The 23,015-nt window shown below is 45.7% G+C and carries 20 protein-coding genes; 15 read left to right on the forward strand and 5 right to left on the reverse strand.

Features of this window, described 5'->3' with window-relative positions; genetic code table 11:
* Window positions 1–121: 121 nt before the first annotated feature.
* A complete protein-coding gene (locus dnm_RS11110; protein WP_207682715.1) occupies window positions 122–613 on the forward strand; it encodes a TRAP transporter small permease in 492 nt (163 codons plus the stop codon).
* Window positions 610–1,914, forward strand: a complete 1,305-nt coding sequence (locus dnm_RS11115) for a TRAP transporter large permease (protein WP_207682716.1) — start codon at window positions 610–612, stop codon at window positions 1,912–1,914. The genes dnm_RS11110 and dnm_RS11115 overlap by 4 nt, the downstream gene beginning before the upstream one ends.
* Before the next feature lie 27 nt (window positions 1,915–1,941).
* On the opposite strand, the gene dnm_RS11120 is transcribed toward dnm_RS11115, so the two are convergent.
* Window positions 1,942–2,220: a hypothetical protein gene (locus dnm_RS11120; RefSeq protein WP_207682717.1), complete on the reverse strand. Its 279-nt coding sequence runs from the start codon at window positions 2,218–2,220 to the stop codon at window positions 1,942–1,944.
* Between the two features lie 83 nt (window positions 2,221–2,303).
* Between dnm_RS11120 and dnm_RS11125 the strand changes: the two genes are divergently transcribed.
* A complete protein-coding gene (locus dnm_RS11125; protein ID WP_207682718.1) occupies window positions 2,304–2,579 on the forward strand; it encodes a hypothetical protein in 276 nt (91 codons plus the stop codon).
* Window positions 2,580–2,609: 30 nt separating this feature from the next.
* On the opposite strand, the gene dnm_RS11130 is transcribed toward dnm_RS11125, so the two are convergent.
* A complete protein-coding gene (locus dnm_RS11130; RefSeq protein ID WP_207682719.1) occupies window positions 2,610–3,068 on the reverse strand; it encodes a hypothetical protein in 459 nt (152 codons plus the stop codon).
* Between the two features lie 441 nt (window positions 3,069–3,509).
* Here dnm_RS11130 and dnm_RS11135 point away from each other — a divergent pair, with 441 nt between their 5' ends.
* The 7 genes from dnm_RS11135 to dnm_RS11165 all read left to right on the forward strand — a co-directional run bounded on the left by dnm_RS11135 (window position 3,510) and on the right by dnm_RS11165 (window position 12,361).
* Window positions 3,510–4,145 carry a DUF7680 family protein gene (locus tag dnm_RS11135; RefSeq protein ID WP_207682720.1) on the forward strand — a complete coding sequence of 212 codons (636 nt, stop codon included), beginning with the start codon at window positions 3,510–3,512 and terminating at the stop codon, window positions 4,143–4,145.
* 194 nt (window positions 4,146–4,339) lie between these two features.
* Window positions 4,340–4,501, forward strand: a complete 162-nt coding sequence (locus tag dnm_RS11140) for a hypothetical protein (RefSeq protein WP_207682721.1) — start codon at window positions 4,340–4,342, stop codon at window positions 4,499–4,501.
* 187 nt (window positions 4,502–4,688) lie between these two features.
* Complete coding sequence (locus dnm_RS11145; RefSeq protein ID WP_207682722.1) at window positions 4,689–6,725, forward strand: TOL_0244 family TonB-dependent receptor; 2,037 nt, start codon at window positions 4,689–4,691, stop codon at window positions 6,723–6,725.
* A gap of 13 nt (window positions 6,726–6,738) precedes the next feature.
* On the forward strand, window positions 6,739–7,293 hold the full coding sequence (locus dnm_RS11150) for a TOL_0243 family YfiR-like periplasmic protein (protein WP_207682723.1): 555 nt from the start codon (window positions 6,739–6,741) through the stop codon (window positions 7,291–7,293).
* 2 nt (window positions 7,294–7,295) lie between these two features.
* On the forward strand, window positions 7,296–9,722 hold the full coding sequence (locus dnm_RS11155) for a sensor histidine kinase, YfiR-like protein-associated (RefSeq protein WP_207682724.1): 2,427 nt from the start codon (window positions 7,296–7,298) through the stop codon (window positions 9,720–9,722).
* A gap of 669 nt (window positions 9,723–10,391) precedes the next feature.
* Window positions 10,392–11,084, forward strand: a complete 693-nt coding sequence (locus dnm_RS31785) for a hypothetical protein (RefSeq protein ID WP_207682725.1) — start codon at window positions 10,392–10,394, stop codon at window positions 11,082–11,084.
* 185 nt (window positions 11,085–11,269) lie between these two features.
* Complete coding sequence (locus dnm_RS11165; RefSeq protein WP_207682726.1) at window positions 11,270–12,361, forward strand: IS630 family transposase; 1,092 nt, start codon at window positions 11,270–11,272, stop codon at window positions 12,359–12,361.
* Between the two features lie 239 nt (window positions 12,362–12,600).
* On the opposite strand, the gene dnm_RS11170 is transcribed toward dnm_RS11165, so the two are convergent.
* Complete coding sequence (locus tag dnm_RS11170) at window positions 12,601–13,146, reverse strand: HD domain-containing protein (protein WP_207682727.1); 546 nt, start codon at window positions 13,144–13,146, stop codon at window positions 12,601–12,603.
* A gap of 202 nt (window positions 13,147–13,348) precedes the next feature.
* A protein-coding gene (gene prfB / locus dnm_RS11175; protein ID WP_207682728.1) for a peptide chain release factor 2 occupies window positions 13,349–14,447 on the reverse strand; the annotation gives its coding sequence in 2 pieces (ribosomal slippage) (window positions 13,349–14,377 and window positions 14,379–14,447; 1,098 coding nt in all).
* 341 nt (window positions 14,448–14,788) lie between these two features.
* Here prfB and dnm_RS11180 point away from each other — a divergent pair.
* Window positions 14,789–15,220 carry a recombinase family protein gene (locus dnm_RS11180; RefSeq protein WP_207682729.1) on the forward strand — a complete coding sequence of 144 codons (432 nt, stop codon included), beginning with the start codon at window positions 14,789–14,791 and terminating at the stop codon, window positions 15,218–15,220.
* Window positions 15,221–15,702: 482 nt separating this feature from the next.
* Here the strand turns inward: dnm_RS11180 and dnm_RS11185 are convergent, their stop codons facing one another.
* The gene (locus dnm_RS11185; RefSeq protein ID WP_207682730.1) at window positions 15,703–17,274 is read right to left on the reverse strand and encodes a sigma-54 interaction domain-containing protein; all 1,572 of its coding nucleotides are present in this window, start codon (window positions 17,272–17,274) and stop codon (window positions 15,703–15,705) included.
* A gap of 621 nt (window positions 17,275–17,895) precedes the next feature.
* On the opposite strand from dnm_RS11185, the gene dnm_RS11190 reads away from it, so the two are divergent.
* The 4 genes from dnm_RS11190 (at window position 17,896) to dnm_RS11205 (ending at window position 22,847) form a co-directional block, all read left to right on the forward strand.
* On the forward strand, window positions 17,896–19,539 hold the full coding sequence (locus tag dnm_RS11190) for a fatty acid--CoA ligase (RefSeq protein ID WP_207682731.1): 1,644 nt from the start codon (window positions 17,896–17,898) through the stop codon (window positions 19,537–19,539).
* 30 nt (window positions 19,540–19,569) lie between these two features.
* A complete protein-coding gene (locus dnm_RS11195) occupies window positions 19,570–19,866 on the forward strand; it encodes a hypothetical protein (protein ID WP_207682732.1) in 297 nt (98 codons plus the stop codon).
* Between the two features lie 25 nt (window positions 19,867–19,891).
* On the forward strand, window positions 19,892–20,749 hold the full coding sequence (locus tag dnm_RS11200; protein ID WP_207682733.1) for a 3-hydroxybutyryl-CoA dehydrogenase: 858 nt from the start codon (window positions 19,892–19,894) through the stop codon (window positions 20,747–20,749).
* 286 nt (window positions 20,750–21,035) lie between these two features.
* On the forward strand, window positions 21,036–22,847 hold the full coding sequence (locus tag dnm_RS11205; RefSeq protein WP_207682734.1) for an acyl-CoA dehydrogenase: 1,812 nt from the start codon (window positions 21,036–21,038) through the stop codon (window positions 22,845–22,847).
* The last annotated feature ends 168 nt before the right edge of the window (window positions 22,848–23,015 follow it).

Genomic DNA, 23,015 nt, shown 5'->3' on the forward strand with positions numbered 1-23,015 from the left:
ACTCCTTTTTATCCTTTCTATTTTAATTAGACTTGATTTTTCCGGATGGACGGATGCAAAAAACCGCTTCGCTCTATTTTTGCACTCCTTTTTATCCTTTCTATTTTAATGAGACTTGACAATGGAATTTTTGAATAAGCTAAATGAACGGTTAAACCAGCTTCTTATTCAGATCGCTGGTTTTTTCCTGGTGATAATGATTCTCCTGACCTGCGCCAACATTTTTTTCCGGCTTGTCTGGGTTCCGGTTCGGGGCACATTTGAACTGATGGGTTTTTTTCAGGCCATTGTGGCCGCGTTTGCCCTGGGCTATACACAGATGAAGCAGGGGCATATTTCCGTTGATATTCTGATCAACAATTTTTCAGAAAAAACAAAACGCATTTTAAATGCGATAAATGACCTGATATGCTTTGTGTTCTTTGTTTTTGTGGCATGGCAGATGGTAAAAATGGCGGAAACGCTCAGGACGACCGGAGAAGTCACAGAAACGCTCAGGATCATATATTATCCGTTCACATATGCCGTGGCTTTCGGATGCTTAACGCTTGCGCTTGTGTTTCTCACCGGACTGATGAGTGCTATGATTTCAGGAGAAGGGGGGAAAAATTGAGTCTTGCAATGGTGGGGATCACAGGGATCATGGCCCTGCTCCTGATTTTATTCTTCCTGGGGATGCCGGTGGGATTTGCCATGGGCGTTGTGGGATTCTGCGGATTTTGCTATGTGGTTTCATTCAAAGCAGGGCTGAACATGATCAGCATGGTCATGTGGGAGACATTTTCCAAATATGGGCTTACGGTCATTCCTCTTTTTATCTTTATGGGGCAAATCGCATATTATTCCGGCGTGAATGAGAAATTATACAACGCGGCTTACAAATGGGTGGGTCAGATTCGCGGGGGCATTGCCATGTCCACCATTATGGCCTGCTCTGCTTTTTCCGCGATATGCGGATCAAACGCGGCCACGGCCGCGACCATGACCACGGTCGCGCTGCCTGAGATGAAAAAATACAAATACGACTCAAAACTCAGCACTGGAGCCATTGCATGCGGTTCCACCCTGGGCGTTGTCATTCCGCCCAGTGTCGTTCTCATTGTGATCGGCCTGTCCACGGAACAGTCCATCGCAAAGCTTTTTTATGGCGGAATCGGAGCAGGCGTGGTTCTGGCGATGCTCATGATGATCACCATTTATTTTGTCTGCACCCTGCATCCGGACTGGGGTCCTGTGGCACCGAAAAGCAGTTTTGTGGAAAAACTGAAGGCGCTTTCAGGCGCGTCTGAGATGCTTCTTCTTTTTTTGCTGGTCATGCTGGGGCTGTATCTGGGATTTTTCACGCCTGCCGAAGCCGGGGCCGCGGGATCTTTTTTCGCGGTGGTGATCAGTCTGGTCCAAGGCAAACTGACTTGGAAGGGTTTTACAGATTCGGTGACAGACACCCTGAGAATATCCTGCATGGTGATCGTCATTGTAAGCGGGGCCATGATATTTGGCCGTTTCCTGGCGGTCACCCGAATTCCTTTTGATATTGCCACATGGGTGGTGGGGCTTCCTGTGCCAAATGTGGTGATCATGGCGATTATTTTCTTTATTTATATTGTGGGCGGTGCGGTCATGGATGCGCTTGCCCTGCTTCTCATTACGATTCCCATTTTCTTTCCAGTGGCAATGAAACTGGGATATGATCCCATATGGTTCGGTGTGACCATCACCGTGATCACCACTTTGGGAGCGGTTACGCCGCCTGTGGGCGCGACCGTTTATGTGGTGGGAGGAATGGCCCCGGATATTCCGATGCGGAATGTGTTCCGAGGCGTGATCTTCTTTTTGCCTGCATACATTATCTGCGTCTTTCTTCTGATGATTTTTCCCCAAATGATACTGTTCCTGCCCGCAATGCTGCGTTAGTCATAAATTTCACTAGCGTATACTTTTTTAAGTAATATTACTAATTGAAATTGATATAAAAAATATAGACAAAACAATCTGACCATGATATGACAGCTTTAAAAAAAACAACCCGATAGTCAGATGGGAACACATCAGTATGTAACGGGCATCTCCGCCGGTGATGAAAATAAAACGGATGATATCCCCGACCGGTTTCCACAAAAGATACCATGTGAGACATCTGACGGTTCCGAGGTTTCCGGAGATCATCACTTCGGTTTCTCCGAACCACTCGGAGAAACTGAAGACTTTCGCGAGGCTCACCTTGTCTTTTTCCTGAAATTTTTTTTCGAACTGTCTTCGGGAACGAAGTATCCCACATAATTATTCTTCGCACGCGTAATAAGATGGACAGACTGTTCGCCATTTTCATTGACGGTGTCCTTAAAGGTCAGAAAAGCGGGCCCTGCGGAGAAATAAGCGTCGGGAGCGACGTAACACGGAAATCCCGTCTGTTCCGCTGTCCGGATGACAAGATTCGCCATCCGGGTCACTATGGTCGGTTCTCCTCCGATTTTTATGTCATGGCGTTTCGCACCGACCCCCTCATGAATCTGTCCGTGAAGCGGAAGACAGAAGGTTTTTTCGGGACCTCCGACAAGGAGACCGAGGTAGTGTTCTAAAACTGGACTTAATTTTTTTAAGGCATTGAATCAATTTAGCAAATATCGGATCAAGTCCAGTTTTAGAACACCACCGAGACCGACATATCCGAAGTGATGCCCCTTTATATGTTCGCCCTTTCCGCTGTTCTCCGAATCCTGGCGCAGAGATTTCACGCCCGGCGTCTTCGAGGATTCCTTCGTTATTTTTATGCCGTCCCCGATGAGAAGGGGGCGTCCGTTGAACGTGATGAGAGGATAGCGGCTGACTGCCGTCCGTGTCCAATGTTTCAGGAGTTCCTCCGACTCCCGCGAGTAGGCCCTGAAAAAGCGCGGCATCGGGTCATAACATGCCGGATCAAGCATAAGCCATCGGACAATGCTGCTTATTCCGTGATGGTCAAATCGGATTATAAGACCGAAAATAACAATCGAAAACCAGGAAAAAGCGGCATCACGGGAAAAACATTGACGAAATTCCGATATGACGGATTCAATAATACTGATCATAATAAAAACTCCTTTTATAATTGAATTTATTTTGCTATTATGATCACATCATATAATATAGTTTCACAAAAAAATCCACCGATTTTTTTATGAATTACTCAATTTACTAGTCAGAACTTTCTACTGTCCAGTGTAAAGAATGACCCGTAAGTTAAGTTGAACTGATTTCCGAATTGACTAAGTTCCTGAAACATTCTATTAACTCGATTATCAAGTTTTTTTGTCATTCCTGCGAAAGCAGGAATCCACGGCCTCCGGATTCGTAACAGCCGCAACAGATTCCTGCTTTCCCAAGAATGACAGGCCCTTTGATCGAAGCGGCTTAGAAAAACTGATTATTGAGATTACGCCATCTGTTCACAGAAATCTCAAACACTCTTAGCCCCGAGACCATCGTAAACATGCAATTTATACCCGACATCAACAATAGTGGATAAAAAAATGAAAAATAACAAACCCCATTCTGATTTACTCTCCCACCATAAAAAGTATCTTGCATCCTTAACGCGAAAATCGTCTTATGTACTTCGTATCGGGGAGAAAGCCAAATATCCTGTTCCTGTCCTTATTATCAAAGAAAGGCGTCAGCATCCTGACAAGAAAAATAAAACCAGACAGCTTCAGCTGCCTACGGAAGAAACTGTTAAAAAAACGCTGGTAGAAATTGGCTATCTGGCAGGAGAAGCCCAGCGCCGATGTCTTCCCATCCTGCGAAATATTGTTGCCAAAGTCCGAGATGACGCGGATATTTCTCTGAAGCTTCAGCGATATCTGACCAAAGAGGGATTGCAGCATCGTCTGACGCTTCCTTTGGATGAGGAAGCCGGAGCAAAACTGGGACTGATTTTCAGATTGCATTCAAGAATCAAGGAAATGGACCGGGTGGAGATCATCGCTCGGAGGGTTTCAAAATTTACCCGGGAAGAGGCGATTTACTGGCTCTCCCGTACAACAAGTTTTGGCCCTGATGCGAATCGCTGGGCCCTCGCGGGTCTGAGAATATTGTTGAGCGGACAGCCCGGAGACAAGGGGGCAGAAAGAATGCTTGAGAGCTTGCGGGAAAGTATTAAAGATTAACGGATTGAATTTAAAAACTCAAAGACAAGGAACAAGAAAACCAAAAGGCTTCTGATTCATAAATACCTGAGCAAAAGTTTTTTATACATATGTTTTTCTGCGAACCGCGGAGAAACCCGGCTTTTTCCTTCACGGGCGGCGGCTCATTCCGGGAAAAAAGCCGGGTTTCTTTCCCGTGTGAATATCGGAAACTTATGGCTAGTACTTATCAAGGGGCAGATGACGTTCGTATTGAATTTGAACCGACAACAATGATGATGATGATGATGATGATGATGGTGGTGGTGGTGGTGGTGGTGGTGGTGGTGGTGGTGGTGGTGGTGGTGGTGGTGGTGGTGGTGGTGGTGGTTAGGTGAGTTTCAGTTCGTAGTTCCGTTCATAGTTTCGTTCGTAGTTCCGCCTTTAGGCGGTGTCACACCGCCTAAAGGCGGAACTACGAATTGAGTCTTTTTCGAAAATTGCCTTAATGATATTCATTATAACTGGGAAATAATAAAAACGTATTGTTTTCTAAGCGAAAAGCTTATGTTAAGGAGGAATGACATGAAACTCAGTAAAGAAAGGCTGATGATTGTGTTGCTGGTTTCTTTTGTATCAATGCTTGCCGAAGGAATAGTATTCGGAGATGAACACGCTGTTCCGGAGGATCTGACGGAGCTGAGTATTGAGGAGCTGATGGAGGTTGAGGTGACATTGACTGCAAGAAAACCCCGAAAACTCTCTCACTCAGCCGCGGCGATTTTCGTAATTACAGCAGAAGACATTCGCCGTTCCGGTGTCACAAGCATTCCTGACGCATTACGCATGGCCCCGGGAATTCAGGTATGCAGGATTGATTCAAACAAGTGGGCTGTCACCTCCCGGGGATTTAACAGCCGTTACGCAGCCAAGCTGCTCGTTCTTATGGACGGGCGTACCATTTACTCTCCGCTTTTTTCCGGAACCTTTTGGGAAGTTCAGGACACGCTCTTGGAAGACATTAAACAAATTGAGGTCATACGGGGTCCCGGGGCGAGTCTCTGGGGGGCCAACGCAGTGAACGGAATCATCAATATCATTACCAAGTCCTCTGAAAAGACCCGGGGAGGGCTGGCATTCACGGGCTTTGGCACGGAAGAACAAGGTTTTGGGGGCGCACGTTACGGAGATACGCTCGGTGAGAAAGGCGACTACCGAATCTATGTCAAATATTTTGACCGTGATGAGGCAGCGAATGCCAACGGAGATGGGACTTCTGATGATTGGCGAATGTTTCGGACAGGATTCCGGGCGGATCAGAAACTGGCGGAAAAAAATTCGTTCACTTTGCAGGGAGATATTTACAGCGGAAAAAATGACAACAGGTCTGTCTTACCTTCTGTGAATCCTCCGTATGCGGAAATATATAATGAACAAGACAGTCGCATGTCAGGGGGAAACATATTAGGAAGGTGGCAGCACATCTTTTCAGGCACCTCTGATATGACCCTTCAGATTTACTATGATTACACTGAAAAAGAGGAATTCAGAGCTTCCTGGAACGGGGATCTTTTTGACATGGATTTCCAGCATCACTTTGCGCTGGGAAGGCGACAGGAAATGATGTGGGGACTGGGTTACCGTTATTATCAGAACGATATCCGACCTTCCTTTATCGTCACGTTTGACCCGCCCGAGCGGAAAGATCATCTTTTCAGCGCGTTCATTCAGGATGATATTACCCTTGTGAAAGAGCGGCTCTGGCTGACCCTGGGGGCCCGATTTGAGCATAATGACTCCACCGGGTTTGAATTTCAGCCCAATGTGCGTATCCTGTGGATGCCTTATGAAAAGAATACCTTATGGGCAGCCATATCCCGCGCGGTAAAAACCCCTTCGCAGGTTGATGATGATATAAAATTTACAGGGCAGATTATTCCGCCGAATACACCTGAAAATCAGCATCTGCTTCCTGTCGCGATCACTTTTACTGGTGATCGGAATATTCTTTCTGAAGAAATTATCGCACTGGAACTTGGATACCGTCTGCATGTTGCTGATCAGCTATCTTTTGACACGACTGCTTTTTATAATGTTTATGATAATCTCATAGCCACCGTTCCAGGATTGCCTGAAATCTGTCTTCAGCCGCAGTATGTGTCTGTTCCTTATGTTTTTACCAATATTATGAAAGGGGAAATCCGAGGAGTGGAAATTGCCGCGAATTGGAATTTGTCGGAGCAGTGGCGTCTGAAAGCCGCTTATACATATTTTGAATCGGATCTGCGCTTCAAAGGAAATGGCGTTCCCGAAGTTACCCCGCTGACAAAAGGTGTTCCCCCCTCGCATCAGTTTTCGCTGCGATCTTTCACGGATTTGCCTTGGAATCTGGAATGCGATCTTTGGCTTCGTTATGCAGATGATATCCAGGAAGGAGAGGTGGATGCTTACACCACACTGGATGCCCGCCTGGGCTGGAACCCTTTGAAAAATCTGGAGCTATCCATTGTAGGACAAAATCTCCTTGAACCACAGCACCCTGAATTTATTGAAATGTTTCTGTTCAGCGAGCCGACTCAGGTGGAACGTTGCGTGTATGGAAAAATAACCTGGCAATTTTAAGAGAGGGGTGTGAATGCGTCGAAAATATTTGGTTTATCTGTGGCTAATGATATTTATACCCCTGAATACAGCATCACAAACTGTAAAATCATCAGAATACGTTGTGAAAGCGACGTTTCTCTACAATTTTGCCAAATTTGTGGAATGGCCGGCCCATGCGTTTGAACGTCCTGATACCCCTGTGATTCTTTGCATCCTTGGCAAAGATATTTTCGGAGACGCACTGAAAACCATAGAAAATAAAGTCATCAGAGGAAGAACACTTTTAATCAGGCACTGTCAGGATACCAATGAGGCAAAGGGATGTCATATCCTTTTTATCAGTCCGTCGGGAGATAAAAATTTACAGGAAATACTGTCAGACATAAAAGACACGCCCTGTCTGACAGTCAGCGACACAGAGGCGTTCGCACAACGCGGCGGAATCATCCGTTTTTTCACAATGGGCAATAAAATCCGTTTTGAAATCAACCCGGAGGCTGCAAAACGATCTCATCTCAAAATCAGCTCCAGGTTGCTGAAACTTGCAAGAATATTTAAAGAGCCCCCTGAAAAAAAAGGAAACTAATCATGAAAACCTTTCGTTATTTTTTGATCAGACAAAAGCTGATTTCTTTAAGTATGTTGACAAGTTGTATTGTTCTGATGCTGGCGTCCGTGTTCCTCTTGGTGAACGAAGTCTTCACATTTCGGCACGGCATGATGGAGGAACTTTCCACACTCACCAAAGTCATCGGGAGCAACAGTGTCGCGGCACTCACTTTCAATGATCATATTGCCGCGGAGGAGACGCTGGCAGCCCTGCGTGTCGAACCCAATATTGTTTTTGCCGGGATATATACTTCGACAGGTGATCCGTTCGCTGAATATTATAAAAGAGGAGACATGGGGGATGATTTGCCCAATACAGAGAGAGAAGAGAGCAAAAAAATTTCCGAATTAAAAAAAACAGAGGATCAGGGTCTGCTGGAAGGGTACCCGCTTTTTGATGATTATTTTGATGTGTTTGAGGAGATTGTTTTTGATTCCGAGATTATGGGAATCGTCTATGTCCGGGCAAACATGAAAGAATTCCATTCCCGCATGAATTGGTATCTGCTGATCTTCGGGCTTGTCATACTGCTCTCTGTTTTTCTGGCGTATTACCTTTCTTCAAGACTTCAGGGGATTATTTCCACGCCTATTCTGGAACTGACCCGGACGATAAAAGTTGTTTCCGCCAGGCAGAACTATACCATTCGTGCGGAAAAGAAGAGTTATGACGAACTGGGCACACTGATAGACGGATTTAATGAAATGCTGAATCAGATTCAGTTGAGAGATCATAAACTGGAGGAGCATCGGGATCATCTCGAAGAGGAGGTGGCCATGCGAACGGCCGAACTTGCGGAAGCCAACAAAGGACTGGAAAAAACAGTGATCGAACTGAAACAGGCCAAAGAAGCCGCCGAAGTCGCTAACCGGGCAAAAAGTGAATTTCTTGCCAACATGAGCCATGAAATCCGCACTCCTATGAACGCGATTTTGGGTTTCAGTGAGATATTGCTGGATAAGAATGATGATCCGGATCAGAAAAACTGTCTGGAAAACATTCAATCCAGCGGAAATGCTTTGCTAGCTTTAATCAACGATATTCTTGATCTTTCAAAAATTGAAGCAGGCAGGTTGGAAATCTGCCCGGAACCTTTGAATATCAGAACTGTGTTAGATGAAATACATCTGTTATTTTTGAGAGAATTTCAGGAAAAAAGGTTAGAATTTAAGTTGGATGTGGGCCAGGAAATAACCAGGGCGTTGCTTCTGGATGCGATAAGAATTCGCCAGATTCTGATCAATCTGGTGGGAAATGCGATAAAATTCACATCGCGGGGATATGTGAAGGTATCAGTAAAGACTTATCAGTTCTCAGGACAGAAGCAGGTCTCGGAAGTCCTGAAAACAAATGTGCTCTTCGAAATTGAGGACACTGGCATCGGAATTCCCAAAAATCAGCAGGAACTGATTTTTGAGAACTTCCGTCAGCAGGATGGTCAGGCAGCTCGGAAATACGGCGGGACAGGTCTCGGACTGGCCATAACAAAGAAACTGACCGAACTGATGAACGGGGAGATATCTGTTGAGAGTGAGGTGGGCCAAGGGAGCATATTCCGGATTATTTTTTCCAATGTCTGTATGTCCGAAGAATTAAATCCCACTGAAATTTTTTCAGAATCAGATGGAATTCATTCAGAAATCGAATTCAGACCCGCGTCAATTATGATTGTTGATGACATTCGTTTTAACAGGGAAGTAATAAAAAAGTTTTTGAAAGACGCTCCTTTTTCCATAACCGAGACGGAAAACGGCGAAGAGGCTCTGTCGCTGCTCGGCAGTCCTCACGCTCACAATCCCACGCCTCACGCCTCACGCCTCACGCCCCGCTTTGATCTTATCCTGATGGATATGAAAATGCCTGACAGAAGCGGTTACGAAGTCACGGCGATCATCAAAAATGATGATACGTTAAAAGATATCCCGGTAATTGCGGTAACTGCTTCAGCCATGAAAGATACGGAAGACAAAATAAGAGACCTGTGTGACGGATATGTAAGGAAACCCCTCAGCAAAGCTGAACTGATTTTTGAACTGAAGAGGCATCTGCCTCATACTGTTAAAAAAAGACCGTCTGTCGCTGAAAAGAAAACCGCGGAAGACATTGTATCCGAGGATACTATTTCCCCTGAGATGGCCGCCCGGCTCCCGGAACTCATACAAATCCTTGAGAATGAATTTATTGCAAAATGGGAAGATATCAGAGAGACGCTTATTTTTGACGAGCTCAGAGAGTTCGCAGATCAGGTAAGCGCGGAAGGGATGAAATGTGCGTGCGGACCACTGACAGACTGGAGTAAAGCGGTGATTCGTCAGATGCAGAATTTTGAGTTGGAGTATCTGGCGGTTACTTTTGAGAATTTTCCTGAGATAATCAAAATGTTGAAAAAAATTGCAGATTCATAACATCTCTTCAAAATCCCTTTGACAACCTGAACCGCGGATTCAACAGTGAGTTCACGGCCATCACAATCCTGGTCTGTTCCGTGCCCGCAGATTTCTCCAGTTGCTCCTTCCGCAGGCTTATTTTTTGTTTCGGAGAAGTATTTTCCGAACGGGGAACACCTGTAAATAGCATCCGGCAGTCTCCTGGCATGAGCCGCAGGCAAAAACAAAAATCATGCCAATCCTCAAATCAGGTGAATCAGGGTTCGGGTAGCTACAATGACAAAATCGTTATGTGTTCCCACACGGAACAAGAGCCAAAGCAATAAGGCTTTACATAAATAAAATCTGATTATAACGGACTTAGAGGAGGCAGGCAAAGCCCCGCGGGGGCGAGGCGGGGCAATGCTGCTGTCTTAATAGGAGGCGAATTTTTCCGGAGTGCGAAAAATGCTTTTTCGCAAGTGCAAAAATAAAATTTTTGCACTCCGGATCCGCCCGTAACTTCTTAATCGGGGTGGGAGGGCTTGCGAACCTCATGCTGCAAATATGCTGCCCTTACAGGGCTTGGTCGGCCCTCCCCTGAATCCGTTATAATCAGAATCATAAAATCATATACCGGATAAAAATTTACTTTTGGTGGCATAAGTCATAAAATTTAAAGAAATATTCAGAGGAAACGGAGAAAACTTGAATCGCATCAGTAAATTCATCAGCATACTCGCTCAGATTGAGAAGAACGCGTCTGAGATGGTCAAATCCGAGTCTGAAAATGCTTTTTACGCGCTAGCCGTGTTTTTTGAGAGTGACAGGCTTTGTTTCATCCGATTTGTCACCGATGAGATAAACCCATACGAAAGCTATTGCCACAATTCCGAGCAGTTTGTCTGTCTTCCCGAAAATCCTGAGATGAGTGGATTCGAATCTGAATCCCCGGGTTTTGAGACAGGCGAACATAGTCTCAATCTGTCACCGTCTGGCATATGTTTCCAAAGCTTTCCCCGGAGCCTCGAAGGTTACGACAATGAGGAATTCTCCGCCCGGCAGTCTTATGCCGCAGACGTAAACTTCCGCATCTCCTATTTTCCGAAGACCTCTGAGAATACGGTTTTCTCCGGTTTTCAGATCACGGAAAAGCTGAGATGCCCGTGTGAAAATTCCTCGGGAATTGGTGACATTCTGATTTTCTCTGATTCGGATGACAATACCTATGTTATTAGCCTTCAGCCACAGAAACCACAGATTCCCGATAAATTCACGGTCGGCGATAACGGATTTTATCCGCTCTTTTCCGAACAGCCTGATAAACCGTTCCGTCAGATCCTTCCGCTCTCCGGTATTCGAATGGCCTTTTTTTCCGCTGTCCGGATCATTTTTTTCTGATTATAACGGATTTAGGAGAGGGCCGGCAAAGCCCTGTGGGGGGCGACATGTTTGTAGCATCCGTCATGCCGGGGCGGCCGAGCCCTGTAAGGGCTTGGCAGGGAGTCCGCAAATCTGCTGCTACAAATATGCCGCCCTTACAGGGCTTGATCGCCCCTCCCCTAAATCCGTTATAATCAGAAAATATGAAATTAAAAGTCAGCAGGGAAACTGTGGAACGGCTGAAAAAAGAACTCGGCATTGCCCAACGTCTTAATAATCTCAGACTTTATAAAATAGTGAAGGCTCTGCTGCTGATTTACGAAGAGGAACCTGCTGAGAACATAGCGAGGCTCCTCGGTGTCACCGTCAGAACGGTTTTCAACTGGTTAAAACGATTTATGTGGGAAAGATTTTCATGGCCGGGACGGATGCATTCTAAAGGAAAAGGACGTAAGCCGAAGCTGAACGGAGAACAGAAAAGAAAGTTGTACAGGATTGTCGAAGGCGGACCTGGGAAATACGGATCTGACTGCGGAATTTGGAATTCGGCGATGATTCTCATAGTCATAAGGAAAGAATTCAATGTCACATGTAATCCGAGATATGTCAGTACGTTGCTGAAAAGTATCGGACTGACGTGTCAGAAGGCAAAATTTGTCTCAGACAGGTCGGATGATGAGAAACATCGCAGGAAGAGGAAACAGCGGGATGAGGAAACATGGCCGGAAATTCTGGAAAAAGCGGATGAGATGAAGGGGGGGATACTTTTTACCGACGAGGTGTCATTCGCCCGGTGGGGATCATTGGCAAGGACATGGGCTCCGAAAGGAAAGCAGCCGGTGGTAAAAACGTGCGGAAAACGGAAAGGACTGAAAATGTTCGGAGCTGTCGAATTCAGAGGAGGAGGCTTTGTATATGAGGAATGTGACGGAAAATTCAACGGAGACTCTTATATGAAGTTTTTAAAACAGGTTCTGAGCGGCTGTTGCTGTCCGGTTTTTCTTATCGAAGACGGCGCTCCGTATCACAGAAGAAAAGATGTGAACGAGTTCAGAAAAGAGATGGAAATAAGGAAACGGATGTTTGTTTACATACTGCCGTCTTACTCTCCCGACAAAAATCCGATTGAAAAACTGTGGAAAAATACCAAAAGAGATGCCACGCATCTGAAATACTTCCCGACTTTCGACGATCTGCGTTCCGCAGTAGTCGGAGCATTTGAAAAATATCTCACAGATGCGACAAAAGTGATCTGTGTCATGAAAAAATTACGAAAAAAAGCAGGTATTGCCTGATAAATAAGTACCTCACCAAAAGTTTTTTATAAATCTCATTGCCTGTTGTCTGCTTATTCTCAGATCGGAAAATATTAAAAACTTTTGCACAGGTACTTATGTTGTGAAATTATTTTTCTGAAAAACTATAAAAGGGGTTCGTCAGACTGACTAACCCCTTTTTTGATTCCGGATTTTTTTTATGAACATTGGCAAACCTCTCAATGCTATAAATATGCCGTTCCTACAGGATTTTTTCATCATCCGAACAGTTCCCTCCATGACTGAAATTTCGTAATCTTATCCTGCCCGAACGGCTCAAGTTCACGCTTAATATCGTCAACAGACTTTTCACTTGCAACTGAATCCCGATTTTTGGAAAAGAATTTATCTGCATAGCATACAATTTGCTCCTCTGTTGAAATCGGAACCATATCATAAACAGGAAGCGGAAGATGTCGGGCTTTGATATCTTTGACAGTGATCCCGACCCCCACATGACGCTCACACACAAGCGCGTGTTTCGGCAGTCCTTTTTTTTCAAGAATCACCCGCCCTAAAAAACCGTGACAAATATATGGATGCTGGCCTGTGCAGCCCAGACCCGGGGCATTTGTCATAAAAATTCCGATATCATGCAACATGGCCGCCTCTTCAATAAATTTAAGATCAGGGTTGAGATGGCTCACTTTGGCGGCTGCGTCAAGAGCCTTTTGAGCGACATGCTCACTATGCTGAACGAGAATTTCATAAGCTTTGGAACCAGGTTTGTAAAATTCACTTATTATATCAATTGGATTTGTCATTTATGGTTTGTGGTTTATGATTCGTGGTTTGTGGTTCGTGATTTGTCATTTGTAAAATGGTCCGCTGCAACTGACAACGGACCGCAGACAGATACTACTACCTGACCAAATAAATTATGACGGGTGGAAATTTTCGAAAATCCTTTTATAAAAGGGGGTTGCAGAATCCGGAACCCTCCATAATTTATTTGGTCATGTATTACTAAAATTTCTTTGAAAGCAGTACCTCTTCTATAAACGGATCAATTCCTCCGTCAAGGACACTGCTGACATTACCGATTTCAAGGTTGATCCGATGATCTTTTGCCATTTGGTAAGGATGCAGAACATAAGAGCGGATCTGACTGCCCCAGGCGATATCATCCTTGCTGTTGTGCATTTCCTGCCATTTCTCATTCTGCTTATTTTTTTCCTGTTGGTACAGTCTGGCTTTGAGAACCTTCATTGCCATATCCTTGTTTCTGTGCTGGGATTTTTCCTGCTGGCATTGTACAACAATTCCGGTCGGAAGATGGGTAATACGAACCGCGCTGCTTGTTTTATTTACATGCTGACCTCCGGCACCGCTGGCCCTGAAAACATCAATACGCAGTTCCTTTTCCTCAATATCAATCACAATCTGGTTATCAAATTCAGGATAAACAAACACTGAGGCAAAAGACGTGTGCCGCTTTCCGTTCGCATTAAAAGGTGAAATTCTTACCAGACGATGGACGCCTGTTTCTGTTTTCAGATACCCATACGCATAGTCACCGGCTGCTGTAAACGTGACACTCTTAATTCCGGCTTCGTCACCTGGCTGAAAGTCAATAATATTGCTCTTAAACCCTTTTTGCTCGACCCATCGGGTGTACATTCTGAAGAGCATTTCCGCCCAGTCCTGGGCCTCGGTTCCGCCAGCACCTGCGTTGATAGAAATAATGGCGTTATTTTCATCGTCCTCACCGTCCAGCATAAGGTCAAGTGAAAATTGTTTTATCCGTTTCTCAATTATCTGAATTTCCTGATGAACCTCTTTGATGGTTTCCGGGTCAGATTCGTCTGTGGCAAGCTCCAGCAGAATTTCACTTTCTTCAAGGTCGTTGGAAAGCTTGTGAAAGCTTTCGATCTTTCCGGATAATAACGTGCGCTCTTTCAAAAAAGATTTGGTGGCGTCAGGATTATCCCAAAAACCATCTTTGGCGATAATGGTTTCAATTTCCGCTAATCGTTTTTCTTTGTCAGACAGGTCAAAGACAACCTCTTAATTGTTCCAATTTCGAGTAAAGTTCCCTGACGGTCTGTTTAAGTTCTAATGACATTTTATGTTTCTCCTTCCTCTGAAATAATGATCAAAAGTGAAATTTATTTCCATGTATGAAAAAAATATAATATAATAAGATTATTATGATGTCAAGAACACTGTTTGTTTCAATGGTCTGATGTTTCAACTATCTGATATAAAATCTTTTTTATGTCAGACAAAAGCATATTTCATTAAAAAAAAGAAATGAATGTGTTTTGCATTTTTAACATCCAGTGAAAAAAATCTTGACTTAACAATATTTATACATTATATAACTTATTGAATTTATAAATATGAATAAACATAAACACATCATTTTTCATTTCTCATACCTAACTTAAAGGAGTTATACATTAAATGAGAAAATTTTTTTTCCTTTGCATTCCCGTATTGTTTTTTTTTATGAGTTGCTTTGACAACTCCGCCAAAGATGAAAAAAACGAACTGCTTCTTATGGAACTTAAAGAACAACAAATTGAGATGATGAAGCAGATCAGAGAAAACAGCGACACCCTTAAAAGGCTGGAAACTCAGAACCAGAAACTGCAAAGGCTTGTTGAACGCCAGCAAATTTTGTCTGACAGACGTTTTGAAAGAAAGCGACGCTCCTCAAATGCCCACCGTCTGACCCGGATGATTGAAGCCATGAGCCGAAAGCACTCACCCTCAGAAATTTCTGAAATGCTTAATAAAAAACACATCACAACCCCTGAAGGACAGGAATGGACAGAACAAAATGTCCAGGCTTTTCTGAACAAAATTCATCCCCAAAACACAAAAGCTGAATAATGGGAAAAGGGAAATCAGGTGATAAGGGAACTCGAAATAAATAATATACCCGGTTCAGGAGAATGTAGGGTGGGTGCAGCGAAGCGAAACCCACCGTCTGTGCTTGTTTATATTTTATCGGCAATCAATGATCGCTGAATGTAGCTGTCCATAAATTTCCCGGCATTTTTCCCATCCGGAGTGCTGAAATTTCATTTTCAGCATTTTTTCCATCCGGAGTGCTGAAATTTTATTTTAGCACATGCAAAAATGAAATTTTTGCACTCCGGATAAACACGCTTTTTGCACTCCGGATAAACACGCTTTTTGCACTCCGGATAAACACGCTTTTTGCACTCCGGATAAACACGCTTTTTGCACTCCGGATAAACACGCCGGGATATATCATTTATTCTTGCTTTCAACCCGGAGTTTGGGTAATGAGATCAAAATCGGAGTTTAAGAACGAGGTCAGTCAAGTCAGGTAATTTGCCCCATTGGCTTTAGCTGATAATCGTTGAACTTATGCGCTTCCCTGTTTTTCGTCCAAAGGGAATCCCCAGTTTTTTCATCCGTTTTCTCAGCGTGGAGGGATGAATGTTCAGCACCCGGGCCGCGCCCCGCTCACCTTCCACACGCCCCCCGCACATGTCAAGGACCCGCCGAATATGCCCGGACATCACAGCATCCAGTTCCATTGATTCTTCTGTTTTCATATGATTGTGAACATTTCTCATCGTGAATGCACTTTTTACCCGGGCACTGACTTCTTTGAAAAGAAGCACATCCCCCGGGTTGAGGATCAGGGAACGTTCCACCGTGTTTTCCAGTTCCCGTATGTTGCCGGGCCAGTGATAAGCCATGAGCCGGTCAAGCGCGTTCGGGGCAGGAGAGGGAACTGTGGCCCGCTTCATCTCACGGGATTTTTTCAGAATAAAATGCTGTACCAGCGCGGGAATATCTGTTTTCCGTTCCCTGAGCGGCGGAATGAGGATGGGAAACACCCCGAGCCGGAAGTAAAGGTCCGCCCGAAATTTTTTTTGATCTGCCATTCCTTCCAAATCCCGATGGGTGGCCGCGATGACCCTGATATCCACTTTTACCGGGGCAGTACCGCCGACCCGGTCAATTTCCTTTTCCTGAAGCACCCTGAGAAGCCTTACCTGGGCCTCGGCAGGAAGTTCTCCGATCTCATCCAGAAACAAAGTGCCGCGGTGGGCGCGTTCAATACGCCCCCGTTTTCGGGAGAGCGCACCTGTGAACGCTCCTTTTTCATATCCGAACAGCTCGCTGTCCATCAGTGTTTCAGGGATGGCCCCGCAGTTCACTTTTATCAGAGGACCGTCTTTGCGAAGTGATGACTTATGAATGGCATTGGCGATCACCTCCTTGCCCGTACCGGTCTCCCCGAGCAGCAGAACAGGGCTGTCCAGCGGCGCGACCCGGCGCACCATTTCCATGACTTCTTTCAGGCCAAAGTCTGATCCGATAACCTCCTCCCCGGTCAGGCGTTGCAGCTCATCCTGTAAATAACGGTTGTCATCGGCCAGCAGGTCCCTGAGTTTCATCAGTTCCCGATATCTCAGGCTGTTGGTCAGCGCAATGGCAAAGGGTTTGTTCAGCAGATACAGCAGCCGGATATGTCCGGGATCAAATTTTTTTCCCGGGGTGCAGAAAACAGATAGCACCCCCAGCATGGTTTTTTCCAGCACAAGATCCATGACCACGCCGGATAAGTCTGACGCGTTCAGTTTTTCAGCGACCGGGCCTGTGACCGGATCATCTCCCAGCCGGTCAATAATTCGCACACGAATTGACCGTTGTTTCACAACCTGTCTGCGGCCTTCCTCGGCCAATGGGCTTCTGACTGACATGGCCTCGCCCGATTTCGAAGTCGCACGGGCCACCGTTTCAACGACGCCCTGATCCCGATGATAAACATGAAAATTCATCTGTTCTGCCGGAATAAATTCGCGTATGTACAAAAGACACTGATGCAAGGCTTTTTCAATCTCCAGGCTCTCACAGATTCTGAGAGTGGCTTCACGAAAAAAATGTTTTTCATCTGTTGTCATGCTTCCCTCTGATGAATTGATAATTGATAATCAGTAGATCAAAAAGTTTCCGGGCTGTACGGAGGACATCGGAGAAACCCGGCTTTTTTTCCCGGACAGAACCCCCTCCCCAGCCGGAAAAAGCCGGGTTTCTTTGCCGACCTAAAAGCCGGGTTTCTTTTCCGACCTCGGAGAAACCCGGCTTTTCTTCCCGGACGGAATCCCCGGCCAGCCGGAAAAAGCCGGGTTTCTTTGCCGACCTAAAAGCCGGGTTTCTTTGCCGACCTAAAAGCCGGGTTTCTTTGCCGATCTAAAAGCCGGGTTTCTTTGCCGACCTCGGAGAAACCCGGCTTTTTTTCCCGGACGGAACCCCCTCCCCAGCCGGAAAAAGCCGGGTTTCTTTGCTGACATGTTATAAAAGTGATTTGTGATCTGCAATTTGTTATTGTCTATATCCGTACTATTTTCCAGTTTATATCAAAACTGGAAAATAGCAAAGCTTTTTCTTTACTATGGAACAGAAATTTAAACGCCATTTTGTAATCCTTTGTTTTTATAAGAAACAAAAATTTGGCACGCTTTATGCTATGTAGTAAGAATAAAACGTCAAGCAGGAAAAAATAAACAAAAAAGGAGCAGGCCATGACAGAAAAAACTTATCCGCCCGGAGAGCATTATGATTATCCGCTGATCATCAAAAAACTATTAAATACTCCTCTGATTTATGCGCCGGATCAGGAAATCATTTACAGAGACAAACTGCGATATACATACCGTGATCTCAAAGACCGTATTCATCGTCTGGCTAACGGTTTGGAAAAACGAGGCATAAACCCCGGAGACACAGTGGCGGTCTTTGACTATGACAGCAACCGCTTTCTGGAATCTTTTTTTGCCATCCCCATGATGGGGGCCGTGTTGCAAATGGTCAACTGGCGTCTGTCCGCTGAACAGATTCTTTACACGATCAATCATGCTGAGGCAAAGATGATCCTCATCAATTCAGATTTCCTTCCTATCTTGGAAAATATCCGGGAAAAACTGGAAACTGTGAAAACGGTTGTGGTGATTGCCGAAAACGACGAAATTCCCGCCACATCCCTGGATATAGATACGGTTTATGAAGATATGCTGGCCGATGCCTCTTCTGAATATGATTTTCCTGATCTGGACGAAAACACCAAAGCGACAACCTTTTACACCACTGGCACCACCGGCGATCCCAAGGGTGTCCACTTCACCCACCGGCAGCTTGTTCTTCATACGCTTTCCGTGTCCATTGCTCTTGCTTCATATGATACCTTGGGGCGTTTCCGGTCTGACGATGTTTATATGCCCATGACCCCCATGTTTCATGTTCATGCTTGGGGACTTCCTTATGTGGCAACTCTGCTGGGTGCGAAACAAGTATATCCCGGAAAATATGAGCCGGAAATGCTGCTGAAACTTATTGCCAGCGAAAATGTCACGTTCTCTCATTGTGTTCCCACAATCCTTCAAATGCTTACCACCAGTCCGGCCGTAAAAGACTTTGATTTATCTCGCTGGAAAGTAATTATCGGCGGAGCCAAGCTTTCCAAAGGACTGGCAAAAGCCGCTGAAGACATAGGTATCACCATATTTACGGGTTACGGCATGTCCGAAACCTGTCCCATCATCAGCCTTGCCACCCCTAAGACCCATATGACGGACATTGATGATGACACGCGCCTGGATATTGTTGTCAAAACAGGGCTTCCCCTTCCTCTGGTGGAATTTGAGACTTTGGATGCAGAAGGCAAACCCTTTCCTCATGATGGCGTATCCGCAGGTGAGGTGGTTTTCCGTGCGCCCTGGCTGACAAAGAGCTATTTCAAAGCCCCGGATAAGACCAAAGAACTCTGGCAGGACGGATGGCTCCACAGCGGTGATGTGGGTCACATAGATGAAGAAGGGTATCTTCAGATCACTGACCGGGTCAAGGACGTGATCAAAAGCGGCGGAGAATGGGTATCTTCCCTGGACTTGGAAAACCTGATGAGCCAGCATGAGGCAGTTCTGGAATCCGCGGCCATCGGCATACCAGATGAGAAATGGGGAGAGCGTCCCATGATGCTTGTGATGCTTAAACCTGAATTCAGGGGCAAAGTCAGTGCGGATGATTTTAAGCAATACATGAAAAAAGCCGCGGAACAAGGAAGACTGCCTAGATACGGTGTCCCGGACCGCTATGAGTTTGTACAAGAAATTCCCAAAACCAGCGTGGGAAAACTGGATAAGAAAGTGATTCGGCAGATGTATCAGTAACCCGCCAGAGATGTACGGAGAAGAACACACATGGAATGGCTGGAAATTATAAAAGTGCAGGGAGCCGCAACAGGCTATCACGGAGCAGATACCGAGTTGCTGAAGCAGCTAAATGAGGGAATGAAGTGTTCCGGTCTGAAAGATGTCCGGGTTTATGCCCATGCCTCGGTTCCCGAAGACCTGATGATTATCCTGATATGGGATAAGGAGCCGCCTCAGTCCTGGGGGAGTGATCTGGCTCACAGCCTCACCCGGGATCTGAAAAGACATGGGCTGGTGGATCATTCTGTGTGGATCGGAATTTTTCAGCAAAGCGTATCAGAATAACAAAAGCGCAGGGAGAAATATAAGAATGGAAATCAGAAAGGTATGTGTGTTAGGCGCGGGAATTATGGGCGCAGGCATTGCTCAGACCGTGGCAAAAGCGGGTTTTGATGTGGCCATGCGGGATATGGAAGACCGTTTTGTGGAAAACGGAATGGGTGCCATCAGGAAGAATCTTGACCGGGCCGTGTCCAAAGGAAAGATGGAACAAGCAACGGCCGCGGAAATCATAAACCGTATCCAGGGAACCACGGATCTGAAAGCAGCTGTGGCGGATGCGGATCTTGTGATTGAGGCCATTGTGGAGGTCATGGATATAAAAAAACAAGTTTATAAAGAACTTGATGACTTATGCAAGCAAGAGACCCTCTTTGCCTCAAACACCTCAGGGCTTTCCATTACTGAAATGGCCAGTGCCACCGGGCGACCGGAGAAGGTCATCGGAATGCATTTCTTTAACCCGGTGCCGGTGATGGAACTGGTTGAACTGATCCGGGGATTTGCCACAGGAGATGAGACATTTTCCGTAAGCAACGCTTTTGTTGAAAAAATTGGAAAAACACCCGTGGAGATCAAAGAAGCCCCGGGATTTGCCGTGAATCGCATTCTTTGCCCCATGATTAACGAAGCAGTGTTTGTGCTGTCAGAAGGGACTGCCTCGGCAGAGGACATTGACCGCTCAATGACGCTGGGCGCGAATCATCCCATTGGTCCGCTTGCATTGGCTGATATGATCGGTCTGGATACCATCCTCTTTGTTATGGAGGGATTTCATAAGGAACTGGGAGAAGATAAATATCGCCCTGCCCCGCTGATGCGGAAAATGGTGCGGGCCGGTTATCTGGGAAGAAAAAGCGGCCGAGGTTTTTACAATTACACTCAGTAGATCGCAAATTTTCATACATCCGGAGTGCAAAAATTAAGCGAAGCGGTTTTTTGCACCGGCTATTTAAAGAATTTCATTTTTGCCGGACAGGGTTGCAAACCCCGTCCGGCAACGTCCGGAATATTTTCGGATTACCGCGAGTGAACTTTGTCAAGAGCCCGGCAAAAGATAAAAATCCGTCCGGCAAAATGGCAAAAGGCAAAAAAAATTGGGAAGTATCTGAAATAAAAACATTTCTTAATATTTAAAACCATATTTTTAAACTTATAAAATTCGGAGGTTATTCATGGCACAGGTTATCGCGGATCGCAGAGATGTGGATTTTGTCCTTCACGAACAGTTTGAGGTGGAAAAACTGAGCAAATACGAACAATTTGCAGACTTCAATAAAAAAACAGTGGATCTGATTATATCTGAAGCGCGTAATCTTGCGGTCAAAGAAATTCTGCCCACTCAGAAACCCGGAGATGAGGAGGGATGCACATTAAAAAACGGGGAAGTGACGGTTCCGGAATGCTTCCATAAAATCTATGATCTCCTCAAAGAAGGTGAATGGGTTGCCATGTGCGATGATCCTGAATGGGGGGGACAGGGAATGCCCCAGTCGGTCGCACTGGCCGCGGAAAATTATTTTAACGGAGCCAATTTTCCGTTTATTCTCTACTCACTTCTGACTCACGGGGCAGGAAAACTGGTCGAAACCTTCGGGACCGAGGAACAGAAAAAACTGTTTCTTAAAAATATTTACACCGGACACTGGGGCGGAACCATGCTTCTCACAGAGCCGGAAGCAGGTTCGGATGTGGGCGCGCTGACCACCGTTGCCGTGAAAAATGATGACGGAACTTATTCCATCACCGGAAATAAAATATTTATTTCCAGCGGCGAGAATAATCTTGTGGAAAACATCATCCATCCTGTGTTGGCAAGAATCGAAGGAGCGCCTCCGGGAACAGCCGGGATTTCTTTGTTTCTCGTGCCCAAGATATGGGTCAATGAGGACGGAAGCCTTGGCGAATTCAATGACGTGGTATGCACCGGCATTGAAGAAAAAATGGGACTTCACGGAAGCTCCACCTGCTCCCTGGCACTCGGGGGAAAAGGACAGTGCCGGGGGACGCTGCTGGGCAAAGAGAACAAGGGGATGAGCGCCATGTTCGTGATGATGAACGAAGCCCGTCTGCATGTGGGGGTCCCGGGATTCAGCTGTGCATCAGCATCCTACATCAACGCGGTGAATTACGCCAGAGAACGGGTTCAGGGAAAAAATCTTGAGGCCACAGCTAAAGATGCGCCTTCGGTTCCGATTATTCAGCATCCTGATGTGCGGCGTATGCTTCTGACCATGAAAACCTATACAGAAGGAATGCGGAGTGTTCTCTGTTATATCGGACTTTGCGAAGATATGATCAAAATCAGCGAAAGCCCGGAAGAAAAGTCAAAATACCAGGGGCTGATTGATGTGCTGATTCCCATTGCCAAAGGTTATATCACAGACAAGGCTTTTGAAATGTGCGGCCATGGCGTCAATATCTATGGCGGATACGGATACACCCAGGAATATCCCCAGGAACAGCTTCTCAGGGATTGTAAAATTACACAACTTTACGAGGGAACCAATGGCATTCAGGCCATGGACCTGATAGGCAGAAAGCTGGGACTCAACAAGGGGCAGTCATTCAAAGACCTTCTTGCAGAAATGAACAACACTGTTGAGACCGCAAAAGGAGTAAAGGGACTGGAAGGATTTGCCGCAACAATGGAGAAAGCTGTCAGCAAACTGGCAGAAACTGGCAAGCATCTCACCACCGCAAAATCAGAAAAAATAATGAACGCGTTTGGCAATGCCTATTCTTTCCTGGAAGTCACCGGCGACGCCGTCATGGCATGGATGCTCCTGTGGCGGGCTGTTATTGCGGCTCAGAAACTGGAGGCGGGTCCCAAGAAGAAAGATATTGCTTTCTATGAGGGACAGATCAAAAGCGCCCAGTTCTTTATCAATACCCTCATACCGCTCACTTTGGCCAAAATGGACGTTATTTCTACAGATGACGGGGCTGTTGTGGAGATATCTGAAGACGCTTTTGGCGGCAAGTAACTTGAAACTGGAAACTTGAAACTGAAAACTGGAAACTGGAAACTTGAAACTGAAAACTTGAAACTGGAAACTGGAAACTGGAAACTGGAAACTGGAAACTGGAAACTTGAAACTCGGAACCCGAAACTCGGAACAGGCATATATACAAATTCGCCGGATTTCAAGTTT

It is taken from the genome of Desulfonema magnum (assembly GCF_017377395.1).
GTDB lineage: Bacteria > Desulfobacterota > Desulfobacteria > Desulfobacterales > 4be13 > Desulfonema_C > Desulfonema_C magnum.